A 12,455-nucleotide genomic window follows, 5' to 3' on the forward strand; every position below is an offset into this window, starting at 1 on the left:
TAAGCCCATCACAACTGTTACAGCGGGGATACATTGGTGAAATAGCTTACCTTGACAAGCGATAAGTACTACACCAAAAATGCACAACTTCTTGAATATGCATGATGGCACTTTAAGATCATCGCAAGCCTAAAGGGCCATCACCATCAAGGAACATGTGAGTTTCATCCGGAACTTGTGTGTGAACTGCCCGACTTTTTTCAGCGGGTGATAGGGAGATCGATTCAAGTGGATGTGCCTTTGTTGCTCGCTGCCGTTTCCGCTACTTCTCCGTGCGGTGAAGATCTGGAATATGACGCGGATTTCTTGCGCCTGGAACGCGATTCCCGGGGCCAGCCCGAACGCAGCATGGGCGATTCGATCCTGCCTGCCGAACCTCCTGAGTGGCGCAGCATCCAGCAGCAGAGCCTGGACTTGCTGCAACGCAGCAAAGACCTGCGCATCACCTATTTCCTGTTGCAAAGCTCCCTGGCCCTCGAAGGCCTGCCGGGCATGGCCCGTGTGCTGACACTGATCAGCGAACTGCTCAAGCAATACTGGGCCGAGTTGCATCCGCGCCTGGACGCCGATGACGACAACGACCCCACCGTGCGCATCAATGCCCTCGCCGGCCTGACGTCCGATGTCACCATTCGCCTGCTGCGCGAGAGCATCCTGGCCCGTTCGCGGACCTTCGGTGCCGTCAGTCTGCGCGCCGCCGCCAACGCCAGCGGCCTGCAAAGTTTCCCGGATGAGAACCTCGGCGCCGAGCAACTCGCCGGGGCCCTGCTCGACAGCGATCCGGAGCAGTTGGAAATCATCCGCGCCGCTCTGCTCGAAGCCCGCAGCGCCGCCGAAGCCATCGAGCAGCAGGTCAGCGACCAGGTCGGTTCCGCCCAAGGCGTGGACCTTGGCCCGCTGAAGCAACCGCTGAAGATGGCCCTGCAGATTCTCGGCCAGTTCGCCCCGCAGAGCGGCGACAGCGCCCTGTCCGATCCAGCCAGCGACGACAGTGCCGCGACAACAGAATATGCCAGCGCGCCAGGCGCACCGTGCAACACCAGCACGAGCACCGCCAGCGGCGAAATCAACAACCGCGACGACGTGCTGCGCAGCCTGGACCGGATTCTCGCTTACTACACCCGTCATGAGCCCTCCAGCCCGCTACCGGTGCTGTTGAACCGGGCCAAGAATTTGGTGCACGCCGACTTCGCGGCCATCGTGCGCAACCTGATTCCCGACGGCATGAGTCAATTTGAAAACCTGCGCGGCCCAGATAGCGAATAAAAAGCGAACGGATCACGCAGTCACGTCACCGGTACCCCCGATGACGCCAACACCGTCGCTCAAGCGACCAGGAGCAGCAACGTGGCGAAGCAAAGTTCTCAGAAATTCATCGCGCGCAACCGCGCGCCTCGAGTGCAGATCGAGTACGACGTCGAGCTCTACGGCGCCGAGAAAAAGGTCCAGTTGCCCTTCGTCATGGGCGTCATGGCCGACCTCGCCGGCAAGCCCGCCGAGCCTCTGGCAGCTGTGGCCGACCGCAAGTTCCTCGAGATCGACGTCGACAACTTCGACTCGCGCCTCAAGGCCATGCAGCCGCGCGTGGCGTTCCATGTGCCTAACGAACTGACCGGCGAAGGCAACCTTAGCCTGGACCTGACGTTCGAAAGCATGGACGACTTCAGCCCGGCGGCCGTGGCCCGCAAGGTCGACTCGCTGAACAAGCTGCTCGAAGCGCGCACCCAGTTGGCCAATCTGCTGACCTACATGGACGGCAAGACCGGCGCCGAAGAAATCATCATGAAGGCGATCAAGGACCCAGCGCTGTTGCAGGCCCTGGCGAGCGCGCCGAAGCCAGCACAGGACCAATGATCATGACTGACAATACAGCCCGCGAAGGCGTGCAGAACCTGGGCGCCACTGAAGAAACCAGCGAGTTCGCGTCCCTGCTGCTGCAAGAATTCAAACCCAAGACCGAGCGTGCTCGCGAAGCCGTTGAAACGGCCGTGCGTACCTTGGCCGAGCAGGCCCTGGCGCAGACCGACCTGGTGTCCAGCGACGCCATCAAGTCGATCGAATCGATCATCGCCGCCATCGACGCCAAACTCACCGCCCAGGTCAACCAGGTCATCCACCACCCGGACTTCCAGCAATTGGAAAGCGCCTGGCGTGGCCTGCACTACCTGGTCAACAACACCGAGACCGATGAGCAGCTCAAGATCCGTGTGCTCAACATCTCCAAGCCCGACCTGCACAAGACCCTGAAGAAATTCAAAGGCACCGCGTGGGACCAGAGCCCGCTCTTCAAGAAGATGTACGAAGAAGAATACGGCCAGTTCGGCGGCGAGCCTTACGGCTGCCTGGTGGGCGACTACTACTTCGACCAGTCGCCACCGGACGTCGAACTGCTGGGCGAGCTGTCGAAAGTCTGCGCGGCCATGCACTCGCCGTTCATCGCGGCGGCATCGCCGACCGTGATGGGCATGGGCTCGTGGCAGGAACTGTCGAACCCGCGCGACCTGACCAAGATCTTCACTACCCCGGAATACGCTGGCTGGCGCTCGCTGCGTGAATCGGAAGACTCGCGCTACATCGGCCTGACCATGCCACGCTTCCTGGCGCGCCTGCCGTACGGCGCCAAGACCGACCCGGTGGAAGCCTTCGCCTTCGAAGAAAACACCGACGGTGCCGACAGCTCCAAATACACCTGGGCCAACGCCGCTTACGCGATGGCCGTGAACATCAACCGTTCGTTCAAACACTTCGGCTGGTGCTCGCGCATCCGTGGCGTGGAGTCCGGCGGCGAAGTGGAAAACCTGCCAGCCCACACGTTCCCGACCGACGACGGTGGCGTGGACATGAAGTGCCCAACCGAAATCGCCATCTCGGACCGCCGTGAAGCGGAACTGGCGAAGAACGGTTTCATGCCGCTGCTGCACAAGAAAAACACCGACTTCGCGGCGTTCATCGGCGCCCAGTCGTTGCAGAAACCGGCCGAATACGACGACCCGGACGCCACCGCCAACGCCAACCTGGCCGCGCGCCTGCCGTACCTGTTCGCCACTTGCCGTTTCGCCCATTACCTCAAGTGCATCGTGCGCGACAAGATCGGTTCCTTCAAAGAGAAGGACGAGATGCAGCGCTGGTTGCAGGACTGGATCCTCAACTACGTCGACGGTGACCCGGCGCACTCCACCGAGACCACCAAGGCCCAGCACCCATTGGCAGCAGCCGAAGTGATCGTCGAAGAAGTCGAAGGCAACCCGGGGTACTACAACTCCAAGTTCTACCTGCGCCCGCACTACCAGCTCGAAGGGCTGACCGTGTCGCTGCGCCTGGTATCGAAACTGCCGTCGGCCAAGGGTGCGTAAAAACCAGCTGAACCGTACGCAGGAGAAATGTGGGAGCGAGCCTGCTCGCGATAGCGGTGGATCAGTCGCCACCTGCGCTGCCTGACACGCCGCCGTCGCGAGCAGGCTCGCTCCCATAGGGAGTCTTCAGTGGGTTGGAGATCGCCTTCGTAGCGTTCAACGACAGTAATTTCGCAAGGTCAGCGTCAACCAAACAATGTGGTAGAGACCACACAGGGAGAAAACATGGCTGTTGATATTTTCATCAAGATTGGCGACATCAAGGGCGAGTCCATGGACAAGGCCCACAAGGACGAGATCGATGTCCTGAACTGGAGCTGGGGCATGTCCCAGTCCGGCAACATGCACGTGGGCAGCGGCGGTGGTGCGGGCAAGGTCAACGTCCAGGACCTGTCCCTGACCAAGTTCGTCGACAAGGCGTCGCCGAACCTGATGATGCACTGCGCCAGCGGCAAGCACATCGACAAGGTCAAGCTGACCGTGCGCAAGGCCGGCGGTGAAAGCCAGGTCGAGTACATGATCATCAACCTGGAAGAAGTGCTGGTCACGTCCCTGAGCACCGGCGGCTCGGGCAGCGATGATCGCCTGACCGAAAACGTCACCCTGAACTTCGCCAAGGTGCTGGTGGACTACCAGCCACAGAAAGCCGACGGCACCAAGGAAGGCGGTCCGGTCAAGTTCGGCTGGAACATCCGTCAGAACATCAAGGTGTAACGAACACGCCCCCGGTGCCACGCGCCGGGGGTGTTTGGTGCTTGCTCGAATCCCAATCCTTTCCCACGTGGTATCTGAGTCATGGCCAAGCCTTCGTTTATCAATTTGTGGAAAGCGTATTCCGATCTGCTGGTAACCTACCCCGACGCGAAGCCTTGCGACGGGCCATGGGCCAACCAGTGCGCGATTCGCATGAGCATCACGCTCAATACCGAGCTGAACATCAAGGTCAACAAGTCCACCTACACCGAACCCAAGTGCGCTCATGGGCATGCCCGGGGGGCTGAATCACTGGCAAACTGGTTGTGGAAGCATCACTTGGGCCGTCCGACGATTCTCGGAGGTGGTGCAGAAGAGCGTCGCAAGCTGATGGAAAAAAGAGGCCTCATCTTCTTCAAGGACTGTTTCCAGCAAATGGGGGAGTCTTTGGACAGTCGCACCGGCGATCACATCGACCTGTGGAACCGTGGCTTTACCGCCAGCCGGTATGACGATCCGTCCTATCGATCCAGGGCGATCTGGTTCTGGGAGCTTTTATGAACAAGGCTCGTTGCGCCGTATTCGTTGGCTGCTTGTTTTCGAGTCTGACTGCCTGTGCCGGGCAGCAAGCCGAACCGGCGGCGCCAGCCGCAGCGGTGAATCAAGTCGTCTCGATGAACGGGCAACAGTTGACGTTGGTCAATGATCAACAACGCTGCGCGCTACGCAAACCAGACCAGACCCTACTGCCACTCGACTTGCCATGGCCCTGCCAATTCACTGTCGACAGACAAGACAAACCCCATGTCGAAACCTTCGGCAAGGTGCCCATTGTCATCGTTATTCATTTGACGGCAGCGGCTGAGGACAGTCCGGAGTGTCGGTCCGAGTATCGCGCCATACGCCAGATCAATGGGCGACTCGAACCCTCGATAATCGCCCGCACCGCCAGCTGCATGCGTGGCGCAGGTGACCAGAAGAATTACACGGGCCTTTTCACGTGGTAACCGAAATCGCCACCCGCGATCGCCTGCAACCGTCCTTGCTGGACCGGTTGACAGACGACGATCCGACCAACCCCAAGGAAAGCGCCGACAAGCGCGTGCTCTCCCTGACCCAATTGAAAGCCTCGGTGCTGCGTGACCTGGCGTGGCTGCTCAACACCACGTCATTGCTCAGCGCCGATGCCACGCTGCATACCCCGGCGGGCACATCGGTGGTGAATTTCGGGCTGCCGGCATTGGCCGGCAACAGCGCGTCGAACGTCGATGTCTCGGCCCTGGAAACCTTGATCCACCAGGCCATTGCCACCTTCGAACCGCGCATCCTGCGCCACACCCTGCGGGTGCGAGCCCGGGCGACGGCCGAGATGAACCACAACGCGTTGAGTTTCGAGATCGAAGGCGATCTCTGGGCCCAGCCGGTGCCCCTGCGCCTGATGCTGCAAACCGACCTGGACCTGGAAACCGGCCATGTGCGCGTGGTCAACGCCGACCAGCGGAGACGCTCGTGAACCCACGCCTGCTTGAGCTGTACAACCAGGAACTGCACCACGTGCGCGAAAGCGCCGCGGAGTTCGCCAAGGAATACCCCAAGATCGCCAGTCGGCTGAGCTTGTCCGGCATGGACTGCGCCGACCCATATGTCGAGCGCCTGCTGGAAGGCTTCGCCTACCTGACGGCGCGGGTGCAGCTCAAGCTCGACGCCGAGTACCCGACCTTCACCCACAACCTGCTGGAAATCGCCTACCCCCATTACCTGGCGCCGACGCCGTCGATGACCGTGGTGCAATTGCAGACCGACCCGGACGAAGGCTCGCTGAGCAGTGGTTTCCCGCTGCCCCGCGATACCGTCCTGCGCGCCGCCCTGGGGCGCGAAACCCAGACCTGCTGCGAGTACCGCACCGCCCACGCGGTGACGTTGTGGCCGTTGCAGGTCAGCCAGGCCGAATACTTCGGCAACCCGTCCGCCGTGCTCGGGCGCCTGGCCGCCAGCGAACCGAAAGCCAAGGCCGGCCTGCGCCTGACCCTGCGCACCGGCGCCGAACTGCCGTTCAACAGCCTGGCCCTGGACAACCTGCCGCTGTACTTGAGTGGCGCCGACGAACAGCCCTTCCGCCTCTACGAACAACTGCTGGGCAATGCCTGCGCGGTGTTCGCCCGCAAGCCCGGCGGCGACTGGGTGGAGCGGCTGCCGCAGGATGCGTTGCGCTCGCGCGGCTTCGACGACGCCGACGCCGCACTGCCGGTGGTACCGCGAGCCTTCCAGGGCTATCGCCTGTTGCAGGAATACTTCGCCCTGCCCCACCGTTTCCTGTTCGTCGACTTCACCCAGTTGAGCCACGCGGTCAAGCGTTGCGACGGCCGGGAGCTGGAGTTGATCGTGCTGTTCGACCGCCACGACCCAAGCCTGGAAGGCAGCGTCGGTGCTTCGCAGTTCCTGCCGTTCTGCACCCCTGCCATCAACCTGTTCCACAAGCGCCTGGATCGCATTCACTTGTCGGATCGGGTCAACGAACACCACGTAATCGCCGACCGCACCCGGCCGATGGATTTCGAAGTGCACTCGCTCAGCGGCCTCAACGGCCACGGCACCGGGCCGGAGCAACCGTTCCTGCCGTTCTACGCCGTGCGCGATCCATCCCGTTATGGCCGCGACCAGGCCTACTACACGGTGCGGCGCGAACCGCGCGTGCTGTCCAGCGATCAACGACGCAACGGCCCGCGCTCGACCTACATCGGCAGCGAAACCTTCGTCAGCCTGGTGGACAGCCAGCAAGCGCCTTATCGCCACGACCTGCGCCAACTGGGCGTGACCGCGCTGTGCACCAACCGCGACCTGCCGCTGTTCATGAGCGTGGGCAACGGCAAGACCGACTTCACCCTGGCCGACAGTGCGCCGGTTGGCGCGGTGCGCTGCGTGGCCGGGCCGAGCCGCCCACGGGCCAGCCATGCCCACGACGCCAAGGCCTGGCGATTGATCAGCCAGTTGTCGCTGAACTACCTGTCGTTGAGCGAACAAGGCCAAGGCGCAGCCGCCCTGCGTGAACTGCTGCGCCTGTACGGCGACAGCAACGACGCGGCGCTGCAATTGCAGATCGAAGGCCTGCGCGAAGTCAGCAGCAAAGCCTGCACCCGGCGCTTGCCGATGCCCGGCCCGATCGTGTTTGGTCGTGGCCTGGAGATCACCTTGGAATTTGATGAAAACGCGTTTCGCGGCACTGGGGTGTTCCTGCTCGGCGCGGTGTTCGAGCGCTTCCTGGCACGCTACGTGTCGATCAACAGTTTTACCGAGACGGTGATCCGAACCACCGAACGCGGCGAGATCATGCGATGGAAAGCCAAGCCCGGACATCGTCCGACCCTGTGAGTACCCTGGAAGCGATGCACCAGGAACCCTGGGAATACGATTTCTTCCAGGCGTTGCGGCGCATCGAGTGCGAATCCCCCGAGCTGCCGCGCCTGGGCCATTCCCTGCGCCTGGCCGATGACCCGCTGCGCCTCGGGCAACGGGCCGAATGCACCTTCGCCCCGGCCACCCTCGCCTCGGTGCAACCGGGCAGCGACGGTGCGCCGGCACGCCTGGAGCAATTTTTCTTCGGCCTCGGCGGCCCCAACGGCCCGATGCCGCTGCACATCACCGAATACGTACGCGAACGCCAGCGCAACAACGCCGACAGCACCAGCAAACGCTTCCTCGATGTGTTTCACCACCGCCTGCTCAGCCTGTTTTATCGGGCCTGGGCCGAAGCGCGGCCAACGATCAGCCATGACCGCCCGGACGATGACTATTGGTCGGCGCGCCTGGCGGCACTCAGTGGCCGGGGCATGCCGAGCTTGCTCAACCAGGGGTTGATCCCCGACACGGCGAAGCTGCACTACAGCGGCCACCTGTCGGCGCAAACCCGCTACCCCGACGGTTTGAAGGCGATCCTCAGCGAGTACTTCGGCCTGCCGGTGGAGATCGAAGAATACGTCGGCCAATGGCTGGAACTGCCTGAACGCAGCCGAATCGGTGTCAACGCCCAACTGGGCGTGGACTTCTGCCTGGGCCGCTTCGTGTGGGATCGCCAGCACAAATTCCGCATTCGCCTGGGGCCACTCAAGCTCGTTGACTACATGGGCATGCTGCCTGGCAGCCAACCGTTCAACGAGCTGGTGGCCTGGGTCGCCGAATACCTGGGCCATGAACTGGACTGGGACCTGAACCTGGTCCTGGAACAGCCCGAAGTCCCGGCACTGCAACTCAATGGGCGTTTCCGCCTGGGTTTCAACACCTGGCTGGGCCGCCCCGAAACAGATGCCAACGATTTAATACTGGCCCGGCATTACGCCGAACAGGCCAACACCTCACAGACCTCAAGGAGCCATGAGCATGGGTGAAATCAGTCGCGCCGCGTTGTTCGGCAAACTCAACAGCGTGGCCTACAAAGCCATCGAAGCCGCCACCGTGTTCTGCAAGTTGCGCGGTAACCCTTATGTGGAACTGGCCCACTGGTTGCACCAGTTGCTGCAACTGCAGGACTCGGACCTGCACCGCATCATCCGCCAGTTCAACATCGAGCCGGCGCGCCTGGCACGCGACCTGACCGAAGCCCTGGACCGCCTGCCAAGGGGGTCGACATCCATCACCGACCTGTCGTCCCACGTGGAAGAAGCCGTGGAACGCGGCTGGGTCTACGGCAGCCTGATGTTCGGCGAAAGCCAGGTGCGCACCGGTTACCTGGTGCTGGGCATTCTCAAGACCCCGAGCCTGCGCCACGCGCTGCTGGGCCTGTCGTCGGAGTTCGACAAGGTCAAGGTCGAAGCCCTGAGCGAACGCTTTGACGAATACGTCGGCGACTCGCCGGAAAACGCCCTGACCGCCAGCGACGGCTTCAATGCCGGTGCCGTGCCGGGCGAAGCCAGCGGCGCCATGCCCCCCAGCGCCATGGGCAAGCAGGAAGCCCTCAAGCGCTTTACCGTCGACCTCACCGAGCAGGCCCGCAGCGGCAAGCTCGACCCCATCGTCGGCCGTGACGAAGAGATCCGCCAACTGGTGGACATCCTCATGCGCCGCCGGCAGAACAACCCGATCCTTACCGGTGAAGCCGGCGTGGGCAAGACCGCCGTGGTCGAAGGCTTTGCCCTGCGCATCGTCGCCGGCGACGTGCCGCCGGCCCTCAAGGACGTGGAACTGCGCAGCCTCGACGTTGGCCTGTTGCAAGCCGGCGCGAGCATGAAAGGTGAATTCGAACAGCGCCTGCGCCAAGTCATCGAAGACGTCCAGGCCTCCCCCAAGCCGATCATCCTGTTCATCGACGAAGCCCACACCCTGGTGGGTGCCGGTGGCGCCGCCGGCACGGGCGACGCGGCCAACCTGCTCAAGCCGGCGTTGGCCCGTGGCACCTTGCGCACCGTGGCCGCCACGACCTGGGCCGAGTACAAGAAGCACATCGAAAAAGACCCGGCCCTGACCCGCCGGTTCCAAGTGGTGCAAGTGGCCGAGCCGTCGGAAGACAAGGCCCTGCTGATGATGCGTGGCGTGGCTTCGACCATGGAAAAACACCACCAGGTGCAGATCCTCGACGAAGCCCTGGAAGCCTCGGTCAAGCTGTCTCACCGCTACATTCCCGCGCGCCAGCTGCCGGACAAATCCGTAAGCCTGCTGGACACCGCCTGCGCCCGCGTCGCCATCAGCCTGCACGCCGTACCGGCCGAAGTGGACGACAGCCGTCGGCGCATCGAAGCACTGGAAACCGAGCTGCAAATCATCGCCCGTGAACACGCCATTGGCGTGGTCATCGGCAGCCGCCAGACCCACAGCGAAACCCTGCTGAGCGCCGAGCGCGAACGCCTGGCCGAGCTGGAAAGCCGCTGGGCCGAAGAGAAAACCCTGGTGGACGAACTGCTGGCCACCCGCGCCACCTTGCGCGAACGCGTTGGCGTGGTGGACAGCGAAGACAACAGCGAAGTTTCCGACAACGAAAGCCACGCCCTGCGCGAAAAACTGGTGGACCTGCAACAGCGCCTGAGCGCCCTGCAAGGCGAAACCCCGCTGATCCTGCCGACCGTGGATTACCAGGCCGTGGCCTCGGTGGTGGCCGACTGGACCGGTATCCCGGTGGGTCGCATGGCACGCAACGAACTGGAGACCGTGCTCAACCTCGACCAGCACCTGAAAAAACGCATCATCGGCCAGGACCATGCCTTGCAGATGATCGCCAAGCGCATCCAGACCTCCCGCGCCGGCCTCGACAACCCGAGCAAGCCGATTGGTGTGTTCATGCTTGCTGGCACCTCCGGCGTGGGCAAGACTGAAACCGCCCTGGCCCTGGCCGAAGCCATGTACGGCGGCGAGCAGAACGTCATCACCATCAACATGAGCGAGTTCCAGGAAGCCCACACCGTGTCGACCCTCAAGGGCGCGCCACCGGGCTACATCGGTTATGGCGAAGGCGGCGTGCTGACCGAAGCCGTGCGGCGCAAACCGTACAGCGTGGTGCTGCTGGACGAGGTGGAAAAAGCCCACCCGGACGTGCATGAAATCTTCTTCCAAGTGTTCGACAAAGGCGTGATGGAGGATGGCGAAGGCCGAGTGATCGACTTCAAGAACACCTTGATCCTGCTGACCACCAACGCCGGCACCGAGTTGATTGCCCAGGTCTGCAAAGACCCGCAAAACGTGCCCGAGCCGGAAGACATCGCCAAGGCCCTGCGCCAACCGCTGCTGGAGATCTTCCCGCCAGCCTTGCTGGGCCGCCTGGTGACGATCCCGTACTACCCGCTCAGCGACGAGATGCTCAAGGCCATCACCCGCCTGCAACTCAACCGCATCAAGAAGCGCGTGGAGAGCACCCACAAAGTCGCCTTCGACTACGACGACGCGGTGATCGATTTGATCGTCTCGCGTTGCACCGAAACCGAAAGCGGCGGGCGCATGATCGACACCATCCTGACCAACAGCCTGCTGCCGGACATGAGCCGCGAGTTCCTGACCCGCATGCTCGAAGGCAAGGCTTTGGCCGGGGTGCGAATCAGCGCCGTGGACAACGAATTGCAGTACGACTTCAGTGACGCGGCCTGACTGTTAGGAACACAGTCACTCCTGTGGAAGATACCCTGTGGGAGCGAGCCTGCTCGCGATAGCGGAGTTACATTCAACATCAATGTTGACTGACACACCGCTATCGCGAGCAGGCTCGCTCCCACAGTAGGTTGCGTTCCTTCAGCTATTCACCTGCACGAGACCCTCGATGTTATTCAACCAAGCCACCCGCCTGGCCAAGATCACCAGCCCCCTCGGACCTGAGGTGCTGTTGCTCAAGGACATGGGCGGCGGTGAAGAATTGGGGCGGCTGTTCAACTACGAGTTGCAGTTGCACTCGCTGGACAACGCCATCGACCTCAACCAGCTGCTCGGCAAGCCCATGAGCGTGAGCCTGCAGCTCGATGGCGGTGGTGAGCGCTATTTCCATGGCATCGTCGCCCGTTGCAGCCAGAACGTCGACCAGGGCCAGTTCGCCAGTTACCAGGCCACCCTGCGCCCGTGGTTTTGGCTGCTGACCCGCACCTCCGATTGCCGAATTTTCCAGAACCTCACCATCCCGCAGATCATCAAGCAGGTGTTCCGCGACCTGGGCTTTTCCGATTTCGAAGACGCCCTGAGCCGGCCTTATCGCGAGTGGGAATACTGCGTGCAGTATCGCGAGACCAGCTTCGATTTCGTCAGCCGCCTGATGGAACAGGAAGGCATCTACTACTTCTTCCGCCATGAGCAGGGTCGCCATGTGCTGGTGCTGGCCGATGCCTATGGCGCCCACACCCAAGCGCCCGGCTACGGTTCGGTGCCGTACTACCCCAAAAATGAGCAGCAGCGCGAGCGCGATCATATTCATGATTGGCACTTGGCCCAGGAAGTCCAGCCCGGCTCCCTGGAACTCAACGACTACGATTTCCAGCGCCCGAGTGCGCACATTGATGTGCGTGCGGCCATGCCGCGTCCGCATACCGCTGGCGACTATCCGCTGTACGACTACCCCGGCACTTATGTGCAAAGCGCCGACGGCGAACACTATGCCCGCACCCGCATCGAAGCCTTGCAGACCCTGCACGAACAGGTCGAGCTGGCGGGTAACGCCCGGGGCCTGGGGTCGGGGCATCTGTTCAGCCTCACCGGCTTCAGCCGCCAGGACCAGAACCGCGAATACCTGATCGTCGGCGCTCGCTACTACCTCTCCCAGGAGAGCGGCGAAACCGGCGGCGGCGCGCCTTCGGCGCAGTTCGAAAGCAGCCTGACCTGCCTCGACGCCCAGCAAAGTTATCGTCCGCTGGCGACTACCCACCGCCCCATCGTCAAAGGCCCGCAAACCGCGTTGGTGGTCGGCCCCAAAGGTGAGGAAATCTGGACCGATCAGTTTGGCCGGGTGAA

General features: G+C 62.4%; 11 protein-coding genes. All 11 read left to right on the top strand.

Annotated features, from left to right (window positions below):
* Positions 1-228 precede the first annotated feature (228 nt).
* Complete coding sequence (gene tssA / locus AACY42_RS12620; RefSeq protein WP_339479699.1) at positions 229-1,266, top strand: type VI secretion system protein TssA; 1,038 nt, start codon at positions 229-231, stop codon at positions 1,264-1,266.
* An 81-nt stretch (positions 1,267-1,347) separates the two neighbouring features.
* Positions 1,348-1,854, top strand: coding sequence for a type VI secretion system contractile sheath small subunit (gene tssB / locus AACY42_RS12625; RefSeq protein WP_003206923.1), 507 nt, complete (start codon positions 1,348-1,350; stop codon positions 1,852-1,854).
* A 2-nt stretch (positions 1,855-1,856) separates the two neighbouring features.
* Positions 1,857-3,353 carry a type VI secretion system contractile sheath large subunit gene (tssC, locus tag AACY42_RS12630; RefSeq protein WP_339479701.1) on the top strand — a complete coding sequence of 499 codons (1,497 nt, stop codon included), beginning with the start codon at positions 1,857-1,859 and terminating at the stop codon, positions 3,351-3,353.
* 225 nt (positions 3,354-3,578) lie between these two features.
* Positions 3,579-4,067, top strand: coding sequence for an Hcp family type VI secretion system effector (locus AACY42_RS12635; RefSeq protein WP_250962946.1), 489 nt, complete (start codon positions 3,579-3,581; stop codon positions 4,065-4,067).
* 81 nt (positions 4,068-4,148) lie between these two features.
* A complete protein-coding gene (locus AACY42_RS12640) occupies positions 4,149-4,607 on the top strand; it encodes a T6SS effector amidase Tae4 family protein (protein WP_339479705.1) in 459 nt (152 codons plus the stop codon).
* The gene (locus AACY42_RS12645) at positions 4,604-5,053 is read left to right on the top strand and encodes a hypothetical protein (RefSeq protein ID WP_339479707.1); all 450 of its coding nucleotides are present in this window, start codon (positions 4,604-4,606) and stop codon (positions 5,051-5,053) included. Before AACY42_RS12640 ends, AACY42_RS12645 begins: the two co-directional genes overlap by 4 nt.
* Positions 5,047-5,559 carry a type VI secretion system baseplate subunit TssE gene (gene tssE / locus AACY42_RS12650; protein WP_003206934.1) on the top strand — a complete coding sequence of 171 codons (513 nt, stop codon included), beginning with the start codon at positions 5,047-5,049 and terminating at the stop codon, positions 5,557-5,559. Before AACY42_RS12645 ends, tssE begins: the two co-directional genes overlap by 7 nt.
* Positions 5,556-7,415 carry a type VI secretion system baseplate subunit TssF gene (gene tssF, locus AACY42_RS12655; protein ID WP_339479709.1) on the top strand — a complete coding sequence of 620 codons (1,860 nt, stop codon included), beginning with the start codon at positions 5,556-5,558 and terminating at the stop codon, positions 7,413-7,415. The genes tssE and tssF overlap by 4 nt, the downstream gene beginning before the upstream one ends.
* The gene (tssG, locus tag AACY42_RS12660; RefSeq protein WP_339479711.1) at positions 7,379-8,428 is read left to right on the top strand and encodes a type VI secretion system baseplate subunit TssG; all 1,050 of its coding nucleotides are present in this window, start codon (positions 7,379-7,381) and stop codon (positions 8,426-8,428) included. The genes tssF and tssG overlap by 37 nt, the downstream gene beginning before the upstream one ends.
* On the top strand, positions 8,421-11,111 hold the full coding sequence (tssH, locus tag AACY42_RS12665; RefSeq protein ID WP_339479713.1) for a type VI secretion system ATPase TssH: 2,691 nt from the start codon (positions 8,421-8,423) through the stop codon (positions 11,109-11,111). The genes tssG and tssH overlap by 8 nt, the downstream gene beginning before the upstream one ends.
* A 169-nt stretch (positions 11,112-11,280) precedes the next feature.
* On the top strand, positions 11,281-12,455 hold a 1,175-nt coding region (tssI, locus tag AACY42_RS12670), incomplete at its 3' end, for a type VI secretion system tip protein TssI/VgrG (protein WP_339479715.1).

Source organism: Pseudomonas sp. RL_5y_Pfl2_73, assembly GCF_963970515.1.
In the GTDB taxonomy this organism is placed as follows: Bacteria; Pseudomonadota; Gammaproteobacteria; order Pseudomonadales; family Pseudomonadaceae; genus Aquipseudomonas.

Excerpts from the sequence above, each read along its gene's own strand:
- AACY42_RS12645 (WP_339479707.1), top strand. The coding sequence starts at position 4,604 with ATGAACAAGGCTCGTTGCGCCGTATTCGTTGGCTGCTTGTTTTCGAGT.
- AACY42_RS12635 (WP_250962946.1), top strand. The coding sequence starts at position 3,579 with ATGGCTGTTGATATTTTCATCAAGATTGGCGACATCAAGGGCGAGTCC.
- AACY42_RS12640 (WP_339479705.1), top strand. The coding sequence starts at position 4,149 with ATGGCCAAGCCTTCGTTTATCAATTTGTGGAAAGCGTATTCCGATCTG.
- tssH (WP_339479713.1), top strand. The coding sequence starts at position 8,421 with ATGGGTGAAATCAGTCGCGCCGCGTTGTTCGGCAAACTCAACAGCGTG.
- tssC (WP_339479701.1), top strand. The coding sequence starts at position 1,857 with ATGACTGACAATACAGCCCGCGAAGGCGTGCAGAACCTGGGCGCCACT.
- tssG (WP_339479711.1), top strand. The coding sequence starts at position 7,379 with ATGGAAAGCCAAGCCCGGACATCGTCCGACCCTGTGAGTACCCTGGAA.